This is a genomic window from Arenibacter lacus (genome assembly GCF_008711145.1).
GTDB lineage: Bacteria > Bacteroidota > Bacteroidia > Flavobacteriales > Flavobacteriaceae > Arenibacter > Arenibacter amylolyticus.
In genome coordinates this window covers 22,048-43,038 of the sequence record NZ_VVIN01000019.1, presented here as the reverse complement: position 1 = coordinate 43,038, position 20,991 = coordinate 22,048, and the positions used below count along the sequence as shown (strand labels likewise).

General features: G+C 40.9%; 15 protein-coding genes. 8 read left to right on the top strand and 7 right to left on the bottom strand.

The genetic code is table 11. The features are described 5' to 3' along the window. The first annotated feature begins 68 nt into the window (after positions 1–68). Both F1E73_RS07900 and typA read left to right on the top strand, forming a co-directional pair. A complete protein-coding gene (locus F1E73_RS07900; RefSeq protein ID WP_191088997.1) occupies positions 69–557 on the top strand; it encodes a DinB family protein in 489 nt (162 codons plus the stop codon). A 222-nt stretch (positions 558–779) separates the two neighbouring features. Then, complete coding sequence (typA, locus tag F1E73_RS07895) at positions 780–2,579, top strand: translational GTPase TypA (protein WP_086476309.1); 1,800 nt, start codon at positions 780–782, stop codon at positions 2,577–2,579. Positions 2,580–2,670: 91 nt separating this feature from the next. Here typA and ppgK read toward each other — a convergent pair whose 3' ends face one another. Beyond that, positions 2,671–3,423 carry a polyphosphate--glucose phosphotransferase gene (ppgK, locus tag F1E73_RS07890; protein WP_086476308.1) on the bottom strand — a complete coding sequence of 251 codons (753 nt, stop codon included), beginning with the start codon at positions 3,421–3,423 and terminating at the stop codon, positions 2,671–2,673. A 67-nt stretch (positions 3,424–3,490) separates the two neighbouring features. Then, complete coding sequence (locus F1E73_RS07885; RefSeq protein WP_150451602.1) at positions 3,491–4,306, bottom strand: NUDIX hydrolase; 816 nt, start codon at positions 4,304–4,306, stop codon at positions 3,491–3,493. Positions 4,307–4,680: 374 nt separating this feature from the next. Here F1E73_RS07885 and F1E73_RS07880 point away from each other — a divergent pair, with 374 nt between their 5' ends. After that, positions 4,681–7,719, top strand: coding sequence for a ThuA domain-containing protein (locus F1E73_RS07880; protein WP_150451601.1), 3,039 nt, complete (start codon positions 4,681–4,683; stop codon positions 7,717–7,719). 201 nt (positions 7,720–7,920) lie between these two features. Here F1E73_RS07880 and F1E73_RS07875 read toward each other — a convergent pair whose 3' ends face one another. The 4 genes from F1E73_RS07875 to F1E73_RS07860 all read right to left on the bottom strand — a co-directional run bounded on the left by F1E73_RS07875 (position 7,921) and on the right by F1E73_RS07860 (position 11,869). Further along, entirely contained in the window at positions 7,921–8,682 is a 762-nt protein-coding gene (locus F1E73_RS07875) for a LytR/AlgR family response regulator transcription factor (RefSeq protein ID WP_086476305.1), read from the bottom strand. Continuing rightward, on the bottom strand, positions 8,679–9,716 hold the full coding sequence (locus F1E73_RS07870) for a sensor histidine kinase (RefSeq protein ID WP_150451600.1): 1,038 nt from the start codon (positions 9,714–9,716) through the stop codon (positions 8,679–8,681). Before F1E73_RS07870 ends, F1E73_RS07875 begins: the two co-directional genes overlap by 4 nt. Before the next feature lie 211 nt (positions 9,717–9,927). After that, complete coding sequence (locus tag F1E73_RS07865; protein ID WP_191088996.1) at positions 9,928–10,641, bottom strand: hypothetical protein; 714 nt, start codon at positions 10,639–10,641, stop codon at positions 9,928–9,930. 544 nt (positions 10,642–11,185) lie between these two features. Further along, positions 11,186–11,869 carry a cell division ATP-binding protein FtsE gene (locus tag F1E73_RS07860; protein ID WP_086476368.1) on the bottom strand — a complete coding sequence of 228 codons (684 nt, stop codon included), beginning with the start codon at positions 11,867–11,869 and terminating at the stop codon, positions 11,186–11,188. Positions 11,870–12,015: 146 nt separating this feature from the next. Between F1E73_RS07860 and F1E73_RS07855 the strand changes: the two genes are divergently transcribed. The 5 genes from F1E73_RS07855 to F1E73_RS07835 all read left to right on the top strand — a co-directional run bounded on the left by F1E73_RS07855 (position 12,016) and on the right by F1E73_RS07835 (position 19,031). Then, on the top strand, positions 12,016–15,036 hold the full coding sequence (locus F1E73_RS07855) for a tetratricopeptide repeat protein (protein WP_150451598.1): 3,021 nt from the start codon (positions 12,016–12,018) through the stop codon (positions 15,034–15,036). Between the two features lie 25 nt (positions 15,037–15,061). After that, the gene (locus F1E73_RS07850; RefSeq protein ID WP_150451597.1) at positions 15,062–16,816 is read left to right on the top strand and encodes a TonB-dependent receptor; all 1,755 of its coding nucleotides are present in this window, start codon (positions 15,062–15,064) and stop codon (positions 16,814–16,816) included. 305 nt (positions 16,817–17,121) lie between these two features. Continuing rightward, positions 17,122–17,484 (top strand): hypothetical protein, encoded by a 363-nt coding sequence (locus tag F1E73_RS07845; protein ID WP_150451596.1) that lies wholly within the window; start codon positions 17,122–17,124, stop codon positions 17,482–17,484. A 312-nt stretch (positions 17,485–17,796) separates the two neighbouring features. Continuing rightward, positions 17,797–17,988 carry a cold-shock protein gene (locus tag F1E73_RS07840; protein ID WP_086476299.1) on the top strand — a complete coding sequence of 64 codons (192 nt, stop codon included), beginning with the start codon at positions 17,797–17,799 and terminating at the stop codon, positions 17,986–17,988. A 434-nt stretch (positions 17,989–18,422) separates the two neighbouring features. Continuing rightward, on the top strand, positions 18,423–19,031 hold the full coding sequence (locus F1E73_RS07835; protein ID WP_150451595.1) for a YkgJ family cysteine cluster protein: 609 nt from the start codon (positions 18,423–18,425) through the stop codon (positions 19,029–19,031). Between the two features lie 70 nt (positions 19,032–19,101). Here F1E73_RS07835 and F1E73_RS07830 read toward each other — a convergent pair whose 3' ends face one another. Then, on the bottom strand, positions 19,102–20,739 hold the full coding sequence (locus F1E73_RS07830; RefSeq protein ID WP_086476297.1) for an ABC-F family ATP-binding cassette domain-containing protein: 1,638 nt from the start codon (positions 20,737–20,739) through the stop codon (positions 19,102–19,104). Positions 20,740–20,991: the final 252 nt, after the last annotated feature.

Below are 20,991 nucleotides of genomic sequence, written 5' to 3'. Positions count from 1 at the left end.
ATCCCCATAGGGGCTTTAATCTCACCTAAAAATCGTAAATTAATAGGATAACCTTAAATTATATAATCATGGAAATACATAAATTATTGGTTCCGGAATTAAAACACGAAGTCGCTTTAACAGAAAAGTTCCTAAAGCGTATCCCAAAGGATAAGTTGGACTGGCGACCACACGAAAAATCCATGACGCTTAAACAATTGGGGAGCCATTTGGCGGAAATTCCGAGTTGGGTTATTGGTACCATGGACCAGGATGAAATGTCAATGGATAACTATGTGCCGCCTATTAACGATTCTGTGGACGATATGGTCAATACGCTTAGGGCCACTACCGAAAAGGCCATAGACTCCCTCCGAGTGCCGAATGAAGAATACGATAAAAACTGGAAAATGCTTCAAGGCGGGACAACGGTGATGGAAATGCCCAAGTATCAGGTGTTGAGGGGGATGGTGCTCAACCAAATTCCACACCATAGAGCGCAATTGGGGGTGTACCTCAGATTATTGGGGCAATCCGTTCCTGCAACCTATGGGCCTTCCGCAGATGAACAAGATTAAAAAAGAGTGGTTGTTTTTAAATATTTGACACACAGTGATTTGGGATTAATTTTGCACGAAAAATCTGACTCTAACTCCAAGCTGGAAAATAAGAGGAGAAAGGTGCTTAAACATATTCAGTATCAATCAGATAAGAAAAATAAACCTTTTCTAGTCAGCGGAAAAAAAATGCGTATCTTTGCGCCCGCATTTAATAGAATTAAGTGCAAATAAAAATCATTTATGTCAGCAACAAAAAACATAGCTATTATTGCCCACGTAGACCACGGTAAAACCACCTTGGTAGACAAGATTATGCACCATTGCCAATTGTTCAGGGAAAACCAGATCACTGGCGATCTAATACTAGATAACAACGATCTGGAACGTGAAAGAGGGATAACCATTACCTCTAAAAACGTTGCAGTAAACTACAAAGGGACCAAGATCAATATCATTGATACCCCTGGTCACGCCGATTTTGGTGGTGAAGTAGAGCGTGTATTGAATATGGCCGATGGGGTGCTCCTATTAGTGGATGCCTTTGAAGGCCCAATGCCACAGACAAGATTTGTGCTTCAAAAAGCGATAGACTTAGGTCTTAAGCCTTGTGTAGTAGTAAATAAAGTGGATAAGGAGAACTGTACTCCTGATGAAGTTCATGAAAAAGTATTCGACCTAATGTTCGAACTAGGTGCCGAGGAATGGCAGTTAGATTTTCCAACGGTATATGGTTCTGCAAAGAACAATTGGATGAGTACGGATTGGCAGAAGCCAACTGAAAATTTAGAGCCCTTATTGGATATGGTTATAGAGCATATTCCAACTTTTAAGGCCGAAGAAGGAAATACCCAAATGTTGATCACTTCATTGGATTACTCTTCCTTTACCGGGAGGGTTGCCATCGGTAGACTGCAAAGAGGTGGTTTAAAAGAAGGTCAGCAAGTATCCTTGGTAAAAAGGGACGGAACCATAGTGAAGTCTAAAATAAAGGAGTTATTTACCTTTGAAGGTGTTGGTAGATTAAGAGTGAAGGAAGTAGCTGTTGGGGATATCTGTGCTATCGTAGGCCTAGAAGGTTTCGATATTGGAGATACCGTTGCCGATATAGAAAACCCGGAGAAATTAACTACTATTTCCATTGATGAACCTACTATGAGTATGTTGTTCACCATTAATGATAGTCCCTTCTTTGGAAAAGATGGAAAATATGTTACTTCTAGGCATATCAATGATCGTTTACAACGTGAATTGGAGAAGAACTTAGCACTACGGGTAAATGCAACCGACAGTGCAGATAAGTTCTTGGTTTTTGGTAGAGGGGTATTGCACCTTTCAGTTCTTATAGAAACTATGAGAAGAGAAGGTTATGAGCTTCAAATTGGCCAGCCACAGGTAATTATCAAGGAAATAGATGGAGTTAAATGTGAGCCTATTGAGCAGCTTACGATAGATCTTCCAGAAGGGGTTTCCGGGAAAGCAGTAGAAATGGTATCTATCCGAAAAGGGGAGATGACCAGTATGGAAGCAAGGGGCGACCGTATGCTCTGTGAGTTTATCATTCCATCCCGTGGTATTATTGGCTTAAGAAACCAATTGCTTACCGCTACCGCTGGAGAGGCTATTGTAACGCACCGTTTCTTGGAATATCAACCAATGAAGGGCGAAATTCCACAGAGACAGAATGGATCATTGGTTTCCATGGAGACCGGTAAAGCCATTCCTTACTCTATTGATAAACTACAGGAAAGAGGTAAATTCTTTGTAGATCCAGGTGAAGATATTTACGAAGGTCAGGTGATTGGGGAAAACTCCAGACAAGATGATATGACGGTTAATATCACCAAATCTAAAAAGCACTCTAACGTTCGTTCCGCAGGAGCAGACGATAAGGCAAAGATTGTACCTGCTATTAAGTTTTCTTTGGAAGAGGCTTTAGAATATATCCAGAAGGACGAATATGTAGAGGTTACTCCTAACCATTTGCGTATTAGGAAAATATACTTAACCGAGAATGAGCGTAAGCGTAATAAGATCGACTAAGTAGATAATACTATTCAAAAGTAAAAATCCCCAAAACCATGGTTTTGGGGATTTTTTTATCTCAATGGGATTGGATGCTAAAGCACCACTCCTAAAGTTTAAACTGTTCTTTCTCATAGGCTGCGGCTGCAGCTCCTATAATTCCTGCGTGGTTTCGTAAAAGGGAGGGAACTACAGGGGTGCTTATGGTGATGTACTCCTTAAATTGATCCCAATCTTTGGAGGTGCCTCCGCCCAAAATAATTAGGTCTGGGGAGATAATTAAATCCACGTATTCTAGAAAGGTATTAAAGCGCTTGCCCCATTTTTTATAGCTGAGGTTTTCGCGTTCCTTGGCCGAGGCTGCTGCCCACAATTCTATTTTTTCATATTTCTTATAAGGTATCTGGCCCAATTCGAAGTTGGGGATTAGCTTTCCATTTAAAAAAGCCCCACTCCCTAGTCCAGTGCCTATAGTGATCATTACCACCAAACCTTCTTTTCCTTTGCCTACTCCGTAATTAAGGGCGGCGTAACCAGCAGCGTCCGCATCGTTTACCACGGTTACTGGTAAGCCCGTAGCCTCGCTAAAGAGTTCGTCTACTTTTGTTCCCTGCCATTTTGGGTGCAGGTTTCCGGGGGTTTTGCACACCCCTTTTTTTATTACCGTTGGAAAACCACAACCTATGGGACCTTCATAATTGAAGTGGGAAACAATTTTTGCAACCACCTTTGCCATTGCCTTGGGTTTGCGCGATTTTGGGGTGGGGATCCTAAACCGTTCCGAAACCATTTCACCCGTTTCCATATTCACCAAAGCTCCTTTTATGCCTGAGCCACCGACATCTATTCCGAGGATTTCCATGTATTTGTCTATTGTGTTTTGGGCAAAATAACAAAAAAAATGAATTATAACACTATCGAGTTTCTTCTCAGTGTATGGATTCGCTTTCTTTTAAATGATCCAAAATGAGTTTGTCAACTTCACTCAGCTTATTCCTATCTTCATAGGTGAACCAAAACACTTTCCAATTTGCGGGATTGGGAGCAATAATTCCAGTGTAGTCAGTGGTATAACAGTTCTTTCGTTCCAAGATTATTGGCTTGGGAAAGGATGTCTGTGCTTCAAAAACACCTAAATAGGTAAGACTGGGAATAATCAACTCTATACCCAAAAGTTCTCGCATATGGCTTTGCAATACCTTGGCATCCGAGGTTCTTTTAACTTTGTAGCCTCCTGGAATACTAAAGGCATCAGTTTTTTTATTGTAGAGCACCAATACCCTAAAATCTACAATGCATAGCCAACTAACTAGATCCAAGATCTCCGGTGTGGGTTCTATGTAATAATCTATGGAGTTTAAGGAGTGGTCCCTGTCTATTAGATTTAAAAAATTATCGATAAACCTCCCTAGCCCGGTCAACGTATCTAGCTTATTGTTTCTTCCCAAGGCACTGGAAATGGTCTCGTCCCTATTGCCAAATTTATAACCACCTTTTTTTACCCAGGCCAGGTTTAATAGGTGTTGCATGGCCACATTCCCCAATTGGTCTATGGAGACTGCCATTTTCAATAGGTACTCCCCAATGCCCACCAATCCTTTTTGTAACAGGGAGTGGAAAATGCCGTAAACAAATCCAAAGGGAACCGTAATAATGAACAGCAAAATGGAAATTAAAAATAAAAGAATCCCTATGAGGGGGTTAACGCTCTTATCTGGGGTATGGTGTTGTTTTTTGATGATCATCGGTTGCTGGTTTTTTGGTTTGTTGATGTCTTTTAAGAGAGGTGCCTTAGATTTATTCAATTTTTCTTACCAAGCTGTCTATAGTGGCTTTGGTCTAATTATTATTCCTAATAATAGTGGGACCCAAGGTAGATGTGTTGCCTAGGGAGACTTTTGTCTTCCCAGTAGGTATGCCCAGATGCGATTTTTAAAATAAGAAAGTCTGGGCTTCAAAGAATTGAAATTAATATTATATTTGGTGGGTTTCATAAAAAACACAGTCTTTGCTGTAGTTACAGAAGGGTTTTCCCTAAAATTTCAGTTAAGATACCAAATCTGTTTTAGAACTACAGAAATATCACAATCACCTAAATATTCAACTAAATACCATTTAAATGAAAAACTATTTTGCCTTATTTCTTTCTATTACTGTGCTGCTATTTATGGGGTGCGACAGTAAAAAACGCGAGGGAGCACCCAAAGTCTTGGTGTTTTCCAAAACCATGGGATTTAAGCATTCCTCCATTCCAGCTGGAATCGCGGCCATTCAAAAATTGGGCGAAGAAAACCAGTTTGAGGTGGATACCACAAAAAACGCAGCAATATTTACCGATGAGGGGCTAAAGAAATATTCGGCCATTATTTTTTTAAGTACTACCGGTAATATTTTAGATGCCAAACAGGAAGCGGCATTTGAAAGGTATATACAGGCGGGTGGCGGATTTGTAGGTGTGCATGCTGCCGCCGATACCGAGTACGATTGGAACTGGTATGGGAAATTAGTAGGGGCCTATTTCCATAGTCATCCTCCGGGAGCGCCAGAGGCCGATTTTATTATAAAAGACCCCCAGTTTATGGCAACCAATATGTTTACAGATACCGTTTGGCGCCGATCGGATGAGCTTTATAACTTTAAGAAGATCAATCCGGATATCCAGGTGGTGATGACGGTAGATGAGGGTAGTTACGAAGGGGGGCAAAATGGGGATTTCCACCCTATGAGCTGGTACCATGAATACGATGGAGGGAGAGCTTTTTATACTGCCCTAGGGCATACAGAAGAGAGCTTTTCTGAAGATCTTTTTCTTAAACATCTTTTGGGTGGTATTAACTATGTCATAGGGAAAAATGAAATGCTCAATTACGACAAGGTTACTTCCCAGTACCCCCCAGATGCTGATCGTTTTAGGAAGGTGCCTTTACATGTAGGCGAATTTTTTGAGCCTACGGAAATGGCCATTCTTCCCAATATGGATGTATTGGTATCCCAGAGAAGGGGAGAGGTAATGTTGTACAAACATGCCACTGGAGAATTAAGTCAGGTAGGTTTTTTGGATGTGTATCATAAAACATTGGAAACCCCAGGAGTAAATGCCGAAGAAGGGTTGATGGGCCTGCAAAAGGATCCCGATTTTGCCTATAACCGTTGGATTTATCTTTTTTATAGTCCTGCCGGGGATCACTGGGTAAATAGGCTATCGCGATTTAAATTTGAAAACGATGTACTTCAGATGGATACCGAGCAGATTATCTTGGAAGTGGAGAGTCAACGAGAAATTTGCTGTCATACCGGAGGGTCCATCGCCTTTGGTCCCGATAATTTATTATACCTGTCCACAGGAGATAATAGTACTCCCTTTAATGAAAAAGGCGTAAAATATATAAATAGCGGATTTGCTCCCTTGAACGATCTTCCGGGAAAAGAGCAGTACGACGCTCAGCGTTCCTCTGGGAATACCAATGACCTGCGCGGTAAGATATTGCGAATAAAAGTGAATGAAGATGGGAGCTATAGTATCCCAGAAGGAAACCTGTTTCCTGAGGGAACTCCTAAAACTCGTCCAGAGATTTATACCATGGGGCATAGAAATCCCTATAGAATCTCTGTAGATCCCAAGAAGGGGTATGTGTATTGGGGCGATGTGGGTCCAGATGCGCAAAAGGACAGTTTGCAGACTAGGGGACCTAGAGGTTATGACGAGATGAATCAGGCTAGGGAAGCAGGGAACTTTGGATGGCCTTTTTTTATAGCCGATAATCAGCCGTATCGCAGTTACGACTATGCGACTGGGGAAAATGGGGAGTTTTTCGACCCCGAAAAGCCCATCAATAATTCTAGGAACAATACCGGACTTAAAGAGCTTCCCAAGGCTATGCCCGCCTTTGCTTATTATCCCTATGTAGTCTCCCAAGAGTTTCCACAAATGGGAACCGGAGGAAGAAACGCCATGGCCGGACCGGTGTATTACTCGGATATTTACAACGGGGAAAATGCCTTGCCCGAATACTATGATGGAAAGGTGTTTGTGTACGATTGGATTCGAGGCTGGATGAAAGCCGTTAGCCTGTTCCCCAACGGAGAGTTCAATAAAATGGAGCCCTTTGCAGATCAGATTAAATTAAACAACCTTATAGATATGGAGGTGGCACCGGATGGGAGAATTTACCTGTTGGAATACGGAAGCGGCTGGTTCTCTAAGAACGACAATTCTGCCCTGAGTTATATTGAATACAACGGAGGGAACAGACCGCCCTTGGTAGAAAATATGGAGGTAGACAAGACCTCTGGAGCACTTCCCTTAAAAATTGTTGCCAAAGTAGAAGCTATGGACCGCGAGCAGGATGAAATGACCTACTTATGGAATTTAGGAAATGGGGAAACCAAGGAGACTAGCGAACCCCAAATCACTTATGAGTATACGGAAGCAGGAGACTACTTTGTTTCCGTAGAAGTAAGGGATAGTAAGGGAGCTGCTGCCAAAAGTAATGCCGTCTCCGTAGTGGCAGGTAACTCTAGGCCTGTGGTCGCTATAGCATTAACAAATGGGGATCCTTCCTTCTTTACGCCAGGTGTTCCGGTAAACTATACCGTTTCTGTAAGCGATCCGGATGGATCGGAGATATTGGAAGACAATATATTTGTCTCCGTAGATTATTTGGAGAGTATGGATGAAGTGTCGCTATCCTTGGGCCACCAAGAAGTGTCTGCCGCGGTAACCGGAAAAGCACTTACCCAATCTATGGATTGTAGAACCTGTCATAAGGAATTAGGGAAATCTATTGGTCCCGCCTATACCGACATTGCTGCCAAATATAAGTCGGATAAAAATGCGGCTTCCTACCTCCAAGGAGTTATAATTTCTGGTGGTGGCGGAGTTTGGGGAGAGGTGACCATGCCGGCACATCCCAATATGTCCCAAGACGAAGCGCGACAAATTACCGCCTATATTCAGTCGTTGGCTGATACTGGCCAAAAGCAAAAATCGCTACCTACTTCTGGAACCATTAGACCTTCTAATGAAGATAAGGGAAAGGTGATGGTGATTTCGGCCTCGTATACGGATCAGGGGAATAATAACGTTAAACCGCTTACAGGCACTAATTCGGTAATGTTGAAAAGTAATTCTGATTCTGCCGATGCAGCGCAAGATTAATTCTATTAAGTAAAAGGCTGGCTAAAATTAGTTTTATCCTTAAGTCAATTACCAATACTGGACAACTCAATGGCAACATTGCCGAACAAAGTGGTGGTTGAATTAATAAGTTAATCAGCATTTATTCTTTAAACAGTTCCGGCCCAATAGAACTTAAAAATCTATTGGGCCGGTTGTGTTTTGTGGATGCTTCTGGCAGAATTACTGGTTCATCCAGTTTTTAAACTCGGGTGCTTTGGCTCTACTAACAACTATCCTTTCTTCGGAAGGAGGGGTAACGCTTAGGATGAGCTTACCATTAAAGTATTGCTTAATGCCTGTTATGGCGTCCTTCTTTACAATAAACTGCCTGTTAGCCCTATAGAAAATAGAGGGGTCTAGATCGTTTTCCATATCCTCCAAATTTTGCTCCATGGTATAGGTCTGATTCTCATCTGTCACGGCTTTAACAATGCCGGTTTCTATATATAAATAGGCAATGTTTTCGGTTTTTACGGGAACCAGTTGGTCCCTGTAATGGACCAGATACATAGATTTATAGGTGGTTTTATTAGTGCTTATCAAGTTTAATAAACCTTCCACTTGCTCGGCATAAAGTCCCTTTTCCTTAAATTGGCCTTTGTATTGTGCCAGGCTATCTGCCAGCTCATCCTCGTCTATAGGTTTTAATAGATAGTCTATGCTGTTTAGTTTAAAAGCCTGTAGTGCATATTGATCATAGGCAGTAGTGAAAATAATGGGAGTATCTATTTTTACGGAGTCGAAGATCTCAAAAGAAAGACCATCGGCTAAATGGATATCCATAAATATAAGTTCCGCCTCCTTATTTTTGGAGAAATACGCTACGGATTCCTTCACAGAATCCAAAACGGCCAAAATCTCTATGGAGTCTTCTATGTTTTTTAGAATATAAGCAAGGTGTTCGCTTGCTGCAACCTCGTCTTCTACAATTACAACCTTCATGTCATTTTATTCAATGGGAGTTTAACACGGAAAAATTCATTGTTCCTATCAATCACTATTTGCTGCTTTCTTATCATATAATAGCGTTTGTACAAGTTAAGGAGTCCGCTTCCCGTTCCTTCGGCCAGCGAAGACCTTGCTCTCACCTTGTTTTCTACAAACAGCGAATCATTGTCCGAATATATATGCACCTTTAACGGATTGGAGGTAGAGATCTCATTGTGTTTTACCGCATTTTCTACCAGTAATTGAAGGGCTAAAGGAGGAATTCTTCGCTCCAAGTAGGTCTCATCAATATTGATTTCTATGAGAAAACGGTTGCGATACCGTGTTTTAATTAAATAGGTATAGCTCTCTAAAAATTTAAGCTCCTCTTTTAATAATACCAGATTCCGATCTCCGCTCTGTAAAATATATCGGTACATAAAGGATAGCTTCTTTACAAAAAGGGAAGCCTCCTTGTTATCTCGAATAAGATAATTGAGCGAATTTAAGGAATTAAATAGAAAATGTGGGTTGATCTGATTCTTTAGCGCGGTGAGTTCATTCTCTAGGTTCTGTTGTTTTAAATGTTCGTTTTCCAAGATACTTTGCCGCTGAATAATTTGAAGGCGGAGGATGCGGGAAATAAAGAGGATAATGATATGGACTACAATAAAGATAGAAGTCACAAAGCCCGCTTCCCTTTCGGAAATGGTCTTGTCTACAAAATAGGGATTTATTTTGTTGAACAAGGCGGTGGTAACTAGTAGAATGGCCAAATTCCCTATGAAGCGCAGCCCTAGATCAATAAATCTGCTTTCTTTTGGAATTCTATAGATCCAATTGGTATTGTACTGAAGGGCCACCCATGAAAACAGGAAGAAAAAAATCAGTTTTAAAATAAAATCCTTGAACAGGTCTTGGGTATATAGCTCCTCCGTAAACCAAACCGATTTAAATAGGCTTAAGGTTAAGGGGAGTGTTACCAATATAGCGATTAGTGTCGCTATCTTTAATATCTCCTGTAATTTTACCTGTTTTACACCCTGCATTTTATTATAGTATTAATAACTCCTTTTAACTTCAAAGGTCAGAAATTGGTTTGGTCTATGCTATTTTTAGGAGGAAATTAGAGGGGCTTTTGTGGAAACGGTTATGTTCTTGTCTAAGAATAGGCCGTATCAGCTCATCTAAAAAAATGATAGGCCCCTAGCAAAAATGCCAAAGGCCTACCCCAACCAACTAACCAAAAAACTACCATAATTACTTAGCGTACGGATTAAATCCTTTGGGTAGGTAATCCATTACTTCTTTGCTAAGTTCAATTTCTTCTTCCTCTTTTTCGATGACTAAATCGTTGAGGTCTAACTCCATTCCTGCATAAGCGTTAAAGCCAATAGGAAGGTATTTCGCGGTGTTAAACCCTAGTTCAATGTCTTCTTCTACTTCCACTACCTCAAGATCTGTCAAATTTAGCTCCTTACCAGCATGGGCGTTAAAGCCAATGGGTAGGTATTCTGCAGTGTTAAAATCTAGTTCAATTTCTTCTTGCACTTCTACTACCTCAAGATCGGCCAAGTTTAATTCTTTACTCGCATAAGCGTTAAAGCCAATGGGTAGGTATTCTGCAGTGTTGAAATCTAGTTCAATTTCTTCTTCCACTTCTACTACCTTAAGTTCGGCTAGGTCCAAATCATTACTAGCGTAAGCGTTAAAGCCAATGGGTAGGTATTCTGCGGTATTAAAATCGAGCTCAATTTCCTCCTGAGCTTCTACTACCTTAATCTCTTCTGGACGTAGGTTTGCTGCTCTATTATCGTCTAATAACACGTCCTCAAAAAGACAGGAAGCCTCATTTATATTGAGGAATTGGCCACTGTAATCAGTGGATAATATACATTCACTGGTATCGTTAAAGGAGAGTAGCAATACAGATATCATTCCTACTCCTAATACTGTACTTAATCTTTTCTTCAAACTCATATGCTGTTTAATACTCTTTTTTGTTTTGTTATGCACTCTTTTCTGTATGAATCTTTAATTTTTACAAGTACAAAGATAGCAACCAAATAGACTGTTTTAGGGAGGTTTTGGGTGAAGCGTACAAATTGGCAAGTGAACCGTACTAGACCGAAGGTGAATTGTATAGATGGTTGCGGGTCAAGGGGTTGTGAATGTTTTGTTAAGTGTTTTTTATGGGGAAAAGTAAGGGGTTTATACTGAATTAGAGCAGATATGGGAGGGTGTATCTTATGGGATTTAAGGGGTGTTTATTACGGGGGAAAGTAATGAAAGAACATAGTTTAAGTGAATTTGCCCCAAGAAACAGTGCATAAAACCTATTCAATGCATAGCTTATAGTGGTTAAAAGCTCTTCATTCCTTGTATTTAGCGTCCTTTATATATAGTACCCAGCCTAGCCCTGATCTATTTTTTGGGGAGGCAATGGCTATAATAGCAGCAGCAATCCACTTATAAATAATAGGATTTTCTAGGGATTTGGCAGGGAAGGGGGGATCTGTTAAACCGCCCGTTGGATTACCTCAAACACCTTGTTGCCATCACATTTAAGCGTTTTGGAGGGGTATTTTAAGATCAAAGCATAGTCATGGGTGGCCATTAAAATGGTTCTTCCGGTCTTGTTTATTTCCTGCAAAACCTTCATCACCTCTACGCTGGTCTGTGGGTCCAAATTACCGGTAGGTTCATCGGCTAAAATAAGTTCGGGGTCGTTTAATAGGGCCCGGGCAATGGCAATACGTTGTTGCTCTCCCCCAGATAGCTCATGAGGAAATTTAAAACCTTTGGTCTTCATGCCCACCTTGTCTAGAACCTCTTCTACCTTGGCGTCCATTTCGCTTTGGTCTTTCCAGCCGGTAGCTTTCAGCACAAACAATAGGTTGTTGTTAACCGTACGGTCTGGTAAAAGTTTAAAATCTTGGAATACTACGCCCAGTTTTCGCCTTAGGTATGGAATATCTCGCTCCCTTAGGGTGGTTAAGTCAAAATCTACAATAGTCCCGCTCCCTTGCTTTAGCGGGAGGTCTCCGTAAAGCGTTTTCATAAAACTACTTTTACCGCTTCCGGTCTTCCCAATTAGATATACAAATTCACCTTTGTTAATTTCTAGGCTAATGTCGTTCAATACTAAGTTTTCTCCCTGAAAAACGGCTACGTCCTTCAGTTTCAATATACTCTCACCCATAGTCATAAATGTTGATATAAAAGTAATAAGTTCCTTTGGAATAAGGCCTAAACAACTTGAAAATTGTTTTTCTTTATCATATACTTGAGGATATATTTAATCGTTATCTATGCAAGGACGGTAACTCTTAACGATCAGAGAACATTATGCTAAGAAAAAAAACCGCTGTACTACTTTGCTTTGCCGGCTCCCTATTTTACGGGTACTCCCAAGAGTCGCAAATTTATACCCATGACCAAAGAACCTATCAGGAGGCTTTGGCGCTGTATCATAACAAGCAATATCAGGCAGCACAGACAATTTTTGAATCGGTAAAACGCACTACCAGAGACGAAGAAATAGAGGCCAATAGTGCGTATTATGCGGCCAATGCAGCCATTCGGCTAAATCAGTTGGGGGCGGAAAAGTTGATGGAAGATTTTGTGGAAAATCATCCAACCTCTACCAAACGCAATGCTGCCTTTATGGAGGTGGCCGATTATTTTTTTGAGACAGGAAAATACCCCCATGCCATTACATGGTATGCCAAGGTAGACCAGGAGGGGCTTTCCCGTAGGGAAAAAGAACGTTTCAACTTTAATTATGGCTATGCCCTATACTCTTCAAAAAAGCCAAAAGAGGCCGAAAAGTATTTGGATAGGGTAACCACCTCCCGAACCTATGGCTCCCAAGCCAAATATTATTTGGGATATATCGCCTATCAGCAAGACGATTATGAGGGCGCCAACCTGCGTTTCGATCAAATTACGGATCAAAATCTCATAGATGAGAAACTTTCCTACTATCAGGCAGATATGAACTTTAAACTGGGTAGGTTTGAAGAGGCTATCGCTTTGGCCAAAAAACAATTGTCCAAATCGGACCGAACCGAAGTTTCGGAACTCAATAAAATTATAGGAGAGAGTTATTTCAACCTCAATCAGTACGAAAACGCCATTCCCTACCTAGCCCAATACAAGGGAAAGCAGGGAAAGTGGAGCAATACGGACTACTATTTGCTAGGGTATTCTTATTATAAGCAGGGCGATTATGCCAATGCCAACCAGCAATTCAATAGGATTGTAAGCGGTAAAAATGAGGTTGCCCAGAATGCGTATTACCATTTGGCAGAGTGTTATTTAAACTTAGGAAAGAAGCAAGAGGCCTTAAATGCCTTTAGAAACGCTTCTCAGATGGACTATAATGCCCAAATACAAAAGGATGCTTACCTCAATTATGCGCGCTTAAGTTACGAGGTAGGGAATGCCTATGAACCGGTACCAAAAGTGCTTACCACTTATTTGCAGAAATACCCAAATGATGCCCATAAGGATGAAATTCAAGATCTCTTGGTAGATTCGTATATCACGTCAAAGAACTTTGAAGGGGCGCTGGTGCTTTTAGAGAGTAATCGAAACTATGCCAGCAAGGAAACCTATCAGAAGGTGGCTTTTTATAGAGGGGTAGAGTTGTTTTTGGAAGCTAACTACGAAGGGGCTTCGGAGGCCTTTAGAAAGTCTTTGAATAATGCGGAGAACCAGGTGTTTAGAGCTAAGGCTAGCTACTGGAAGGCCGAGGCCGATTATGCCATGAACCAATTTAACGATGCGGTGGCTGGCTATTTGGCATTTAAACAGAACGCTGCGTCTAGGACTACTCCAGAATATGCGGAGGTAGACTACAACCTGGCCTATGCCTATTTTAAACTACGGAATTTTGAAGGGGCTATTTCGGCCTTCAATACCTATGTAGAGGCTAATGGCGCCGATGTGGAAAAATTGAACGACGCCTATTTGCGTTTGGGGGATAGCTATTTTGTGAGTAGAAAGTACTGGCCCGCCATAGAGACCTATAACAAAGCGATTGCTAGGAATATTCCAGAGCGGGATTATGCTGCATATCAAAAAGCAATGAGTTACGGATTTGTAGATAGGAGGGAAACCAAAATAGAGGAACTAAACAATTTTGTTTCCAATTACCCCAATTCTACTTTAAGGGATGATGCGCTGTTTGAGCTGGCAAATTCTTATGTAAGTGCCAATGACACCAATAAAGGACTGCAGTTGTACGATAGGTTGATAAGGGAATACAAGGGAAGTTCCCTAGTGCCGCAGGCCTTAATGAGACAGGGATTGGTGCATTATAACGCCAGTAGGGGCGAGCAGGCTTTGGAGAAGTTTAAGTTGGTAGTGCGGGATTTTCCAAATTCCCAGGAAGCGTTACAAGCAGTAACCACTGCTAAATTGATCTATGTAGATCTGGGTAGGGTGAACGAATACGCCCAGTGGGTAGATAATCTCGATTTTGTAGAGGTAACCGATGCCGAATTGGATAATGCTACTTTCGAATCTGCCGACAAACAACAATTGGAAGGTAAGCTGGATGCCGCCATTAAAGGGTACGAGGGATACTTAAATCAATTTCCCAATGGCTTAAATGCCTTAAGGGCCAATTTTAACCTGGCACAGCTGTACTTTGGGAAGGGACTAAAAGACAAGGCCCTGGCTCATTTTAAGAAAGTTGCAGAAGGCAAGAACGAATATGCAGAGCAGGCCCTTACTCGGGTTTGTGAGATATATGTGGGCAAAAACAACTATGTGGCTGCCATTCCATATTTGGAAAAATTAGAAGCTACTGCACAGATTCAACAGAACCTTACCTTTGCTCGTTCCAACCTTATGAAGGGATATTTTGAGCAGTCTAACTACAATAAAACCATGGAATATGCTGGGAAGGTGTTGGCCACTTCAAAAATAGACGACCGTATTAAGAGCGATGCCCATATCATGATTGCCAGATCGGCCATTAAGACCAACAATGAAAGTAGGGCAAAGACCGCCTATGCCGAGGTACGGAAAATTGCCAGGGGCGGTTTGGCTGCGGAAGCGCTCTATTACGACGCTTATTTTAAAAATAAGGAAGGTAACTATGAGGCTTCAAACGCGGCAGCTCAAAATTTGGCCAAGGATTATCCTGGGTACAAGGAATGGAGTGCCAAGGGGTTAATTGTCATGGCCAAGAACTTCTACGCCTTGGAAGACGCTTTCCAGGCTACCTATATTCTGGAAAGTGTAATCGCAAACTTTGGAGACTATCCTGCCTTGGTAGAAGAAGCTAAAACGGAATTGGCCCTTATAAAAGCAAAGGAAGCTGAAAGTAATTCCTCAATTAAGTCCGAAGGGAACTAGAAGATTTCCATAAAAAGAACACAACATGCATACATCTATAAAAATAAGTCTGCTGGTATTGGTTGGTTTTTACCAAGCAGTACAAGCACAGGAAGAAGGTAAAAAAGATATAGGGACAGAGACGGTAACGGTGGTAAAGGCTTATGCCCCCACCATTTCCGACGCCTTTAAGATTAAATCGGTCCCCGTATTGAACGACTCGTTGGTTTTACAAAAAAAGCCAATCTCCTATAGCATCTTTTCGGTGCCGGTTGCCTCTACGTTTACCCCTGCCAAGGGAAAGGCTACGGGGATAGAGAAAACGGCTCCGGCCAAATTATTTAATTCATCGGCTTCCATTGGTCTGGGGAATTATAACAATGCATTGGTAGATTTCTATACCAGTAGGGCATTGAGTAGGGACCAAAGGTTCGATGTTTCATTAAATCACCGTTCGTCTAGGGGAGATATTCCCAGTTCTGCCTTGGATAATGAGTACTACAATACTAAATTGAATGGTAAATATTCCAAGTACGATCGTTACCTAAGCTGGGGTGCCCATCTAGGCTTGCAGCATCAAATGTATAATTGGTACGGGATACCCAACGGCTATTATACGGAGGAGTTGGTAAGCGGTATAGATGAGAAACAACACTATTTTGACGTGCACGCGGGTGCCCATATAGAGGTAGAGGATTCCTTCTTTAAAGGGGCAAACCTGATGGTGAGACGCTTCTGGGACGCAACTAATTCTGGGGAGAACAGAGCTGTTCTAAAACCTATTTTGGAAGCGCCCTTGGGGGAGGAAATGCTTACCATTAAAACCCAAGTAGACTATTTAGGGGGGACTTTTAAAAATGCTCCGGTGAGTAATGAAACCAATACTCCTGAAACAAAATACGCCTTTTTACAAATGGGGGTAAATCCAAATCTGAAGATTGAATCGGAAGAATTGACCCTTAACCTAGGGGCTACTTTTGTCTATGGGATGGATTTGGAGAATAATGGTAATAATTTTTACATATACCCCAAATTTACCGGTTCCTATAAGATGATGGACGACCTGGCCATTATCTATGGTGGAATTGAAGGAGGGCTCAATCAAAATTCCTTTTACGGTTTTGTAGAGGAGAATCCCTATGTTTCCCCAACAATGGAAATACAGCCTACAGACCAACAATACGATGGCTATATTGGGGTGAAGGGACAATTATTGCCCAACCTAAGTTATAACCTAAAAGGTTCCTATATGGCCGAGAATAGAAAGCCATTGTTTCTACTGAATCCAGAAAACACGGGTAGGAACGATAAGAAAGGATATTATTATGGAAATAGTTTTCAGGTATTTTACGACGATGTTAGAACCTTGGGAATATTTGGGGAGCTAAATGTGGAAGTAGATCGCAATTTCATAATTGGTATTAATGCAGAGGTGTTTGATTATGATACCGAAACAGGGAATCCTGCATGGAACCTACCTAACTTAACCAGTTCTTTATTTTTAGACTACCAACTAGGGGAGCAGTGGTTTATGGGAGCCAATTTGTTTTTTGTAGGGGAGCGAGACGATTTATATACCGTGGCAACACCGGGTACTTTGCCAGAGAATTTTACAATGACGCCCATTACCTTAAAAAGTTATTTTGATGCCAATGCCCATGTGGGATACCGGATTAATCAGCAGTTCTCCGTATTTGCCAAAGCGCATAATATTGCCAATCAGAACTATATGAGATGGAACAATTATAAGGTACAAGGCTTTCAGTTTTTGGCAGGAGCCACTTATAAATTCGATCTTTAGCTTACTATATTTAATATAGGTTAAGGAAGCAATTTCTTTAATTACCAATTAATAAGGGGGTATCTGGGAAAACCATATATCCCCTATTTTTTTATTGAGTTCTGATAAAGGATAAAATTGCTATGCCCCATTCACCACAGAGAGGGGGCCTTTAGTCCCAAAAACGGGAAAAGCCCCGTATGGTTCGGAGGAAACCTTTTATTTTGACATAAATTCAAGTGTAATTTTAATAATTAAAAAAAATGAAGAATTGTAACCATTTATTTTATGTCGGTTTGTTTCTTTTGATGACCAATACATCGCTTATGGCATCAAACCTTAAGACTTCTGCAAATAGCCTATTTCAGGCCGAATTGGTAGCTGTAGTTCCTAATTCCTTTATAGGTCAATGGGATTATACCGCAGCGGATGCCCCCTATGAATATAGGAGTGGTGTGTTGTTTATTACCAAAGAAAAAGAGGGGTATGGGGTAAAGGTGAAGCTTGGGTACAATACCCTAAAAGCCACCGAAGTAGTATTGGAAAAGAATACCATGAAATTTTCTATTTGGGTGGAAGGCGAAAAGATTGAAGTTTCTTTAGAGATGAAGGGCGATGAATTGATTGGGGAAGCCATCTCCTCCCAGGGGCCCTTGGCATTGAAAGGCACAAGAAGGTCTGCAAAATAGTGGATCCCAATCCCAAAGGGAAGTAGCGGGGTAGGGAGTATAATAAGTCTCTTTTTGAGGTGTTTATAATGGATACGAGTACTTCGGTAGCAGCTGTTGAGGCTGTTTCTGTGAGAGGTGTATTCCTGGAAAATTCATGAGAGTTAGAAGTTTAGAGCCATGCAGCAGTAGAAATATGTGGCTAAGTTAGGTATACTGCGGTGTAAACTGTTCATTTTAGGAGGGTTAAAAAATGTTGAATACAAATGTTTGTGTTTCAAACTTTTGGAGCTATATTTGATTAACATTTTTTTAACCAATTAAATTTTAGTAATGAATAGAGGAACAGTAAAATTTTTCAATGATGCCAAAGGATTCGGGTTTATCACCGAAGAAGGCTCTGAAAAAGAACATTTTGTACACGTCTCCGGTTTAATCGACGAGATTCGCGAAGGCGATGTTGTTGAATTTGAACTTAAGGAAGGAAAAAAAGGATTAAACGCAGTAAATGTTAGAGTCATTTAATATATACTTTTTAATTTCTTGCAAGCTAGAGCCTATTCTATTTCGAATAGGCTTTTTACGTTTAAAAAAGTATTGTAAAACCTGAGGCTATGGATTGTAACTGCCCTATAGGGGTTGTAGGTCCATGTGAAGCAAAGTTTTTTATCTGTAGGGGGTGTGATGGTAATCCAACCTTTGGCATTGGGAGCGAGCATGATATTTTGAAAAATATAAGATTGGATGCGTTCCAGTTGTACTAAAAACACTCCCTTTAGATCTGAAAATTTTGGAGGCTATTAAATAACTGAATCAGTACTTTATCAGTGCCTATTTTATCCGAGGATATTTTGGTAGTTGTTCTGTATTAGGAGCGTAGGAGGTTAAAAAAAAATAGCCAACCAATATTTTTATGTTAACCGCTTTTATTTATGATGTAATTTTATAAAAAAAAATGAATGACCATAGAATATAGAGTTAGGGCAGTAGAAGAGTTGTTTGCTGGATTGGATAAGGAAATAGCAGCTTTTCAAAGCGAAACAGGATTGGGGTGCAGAGCAGGATGTGGCAAATGCTGTACCCATCCAGAGGTGGAGGCATCCCCACTAGAGTTTCTTCCTTGGGCTTTTCACGTATTCCTAAATGGAAAGGCAGAAGCTACTTTGGAAGAATTAAAATTGAACAAAAGTGCTGTTTGTTTCCTATACCGCCCCCTGACTGTTTTGGATCAACACAATGGAAGGTGTGGAGATTATGTTTACCGTGGGTTAATATGTAGGCTTTTTGGGTATGGGGCCAGTAAGGACAAATTTGGAGAACTGCGATTAGCAACTTGTAAGATAATAAAGGAAGGGCAGGCAGAAAACTATAATAATGCGGTGGAGGCCTTAAAAAAGGGATTGTATGTACCTGTCTTCTCGGATTACTATATGAGGCTCAATCAAATAGATTTTAAGCTGGGGAATTCTATTCTTCCTATTAATAAAGCGATGAAGGTTGCCCTTGAGGATGTGCTACAATATTTCGCATATCGGCCATTTCCTAATGGATATACGGATATTGCTTAGAACTTAGCATTATAAGTCTTCTACCGCTATTAAGGGGGTTGGAGCTTTTTTTCTTACCAAAAAATGGATCTTAGGCCTTTAAATCGATTTCCTTTAAGTTTTCAATCCTATTCCGTATTAGAAAGGCATCAATGGTCTCAAAATGTTCTATCACCCTGTTCTCTTTAAACTCAAATACCTTTTGTGATAATCCTTGCAGGAAATCACGGTCGTGAGAAACCAATATTAAGGTGCCGTCAAAAGCTAAAAGCGCTTCTTTTAATACCTCTTTGGATTTAAGATCTAAATGGTTGGTGGGTTCATCCAGGATTAGCAGGTTAACGGGTTCTAACAGTAGTTTTACCATTGCTAACCTGGTTTTTTCTCCCCCAGAGAGAACGCTTACTTTTTTCTCCAGATCATCCCCGCTGAACATAAATCGCCCTAAAATATTTTTAATCTGCGTGCGTATTTCCCCTTCGGCTACCTCGTCTACCGTTTGGAAGATGGTAAGTTCCGGATCTAGTAAAGAGGCCTGGTTCTGGGCAAAATAGCCCACTTTTACATTGTGGCCCAATGTACATTGTCCCTCTACCTCAATCTCTCCCAAAATAGCTTTTATCATAGTAGATTTACCTTCCCCGTTTCGGCCTACAAAAGAAACTTTCTCTCCCCTGCTTATGGAGAAACTGGCATTTTTAAAGACCACCTTATCGCCATAGCTTTTGGAAAGATCCTCTACACGTACAGGGTAGTCCCCAGACCGGACAGAGGGGGGGAATCGCAGTTTTAAGGAAGAAGTGTCTATCTCATCGATTTCTATAAGCTGCAGTTTTTCTAACATGCGTTCCCTAGAGTTCACTTGGTTGGTTTTAGAGTAGGTTCCTTTAAAACGCTCTATAAACGCTTGGTTATCTGCAATGAACTTTTGCTGCTCTTGATAAGCCTTTATTTGGTGACTTCTTCTTTCTTCCCGCAATTGCAGGTAGTGGGAGTAATTGGCCTTATAATCATAGATCCTTCCCATGGTAACCTCAATAGTTCTATTGGTAATATTATCTATAAAGGTTTTATCGTGGGAGATGACCACTACGGCTTTGGCTTTGTTCAATAAGAAATCTTCCAGCCAGATTACGGATTCTATGTCTACGTGGTTGGTTGGCTCGTCTAAAAGGATGAGGTCTGGTTTTTTCAATAAGATTTTTGCCAGTTCTATCCGCATTCTCCACCCACCACTAAATTCGCTGGTAAGTCGGTGAAAATCGGTCCTCTTAAAACCGAGTCCGCGCAAAGCCTTTTCTACTTCCGCCTCATAGTTGATATCCTCTAAGGCATAGAATTTCTCTCCTAGGTCCGACACTTGCTCTATGATTTTCATATAGGAATCCGACTCGTAATCGGTGCGGGTTTCCAACTCCTTGTTTAAGCGCGCCATTTCATCACGCATTTCAAAGATTTCCTTGAAAGCCTTGGAGGCTTCCTCAAAAACAGTACAGCTATCGTCGGTCAGTAAATGCTGTGGTAAATAAGCGATAACGGCATCTTTGGGAAAGCGTATATTTCCCCTGGTGGGTTTTTGCTCCCCTGCGATAATCTTCATCATGGTAGATTTTCCCGCTCCATTCTTACCCATCAAGGCAATTTTATCGTTCTCATTAATTACAAAGGAGACATCACTGAACAAGGTGTCACCACTAAACTCAACCGCTATTGCGTCTACAGAAATCATAATCGGATTTTAAGTGTGCAAAACTAGATAAAATTGGAATACCGTGGCTATTAAATTATGCTATGTGAGTAGGGGCGAAGGAAAAAAACCGTTGTTAATTTAATGGCAATAACTCGCTAGATTGACGTTGGGGTGGGAAATAGATAATAAATCCTATAAGCTTTCGGCAATGCATAATTTGAACGGAATTAAAAGGAGGAATGTCGAATAAAAATATCTTTTATAGCGAGTTATATTTCAATAGGTTATATT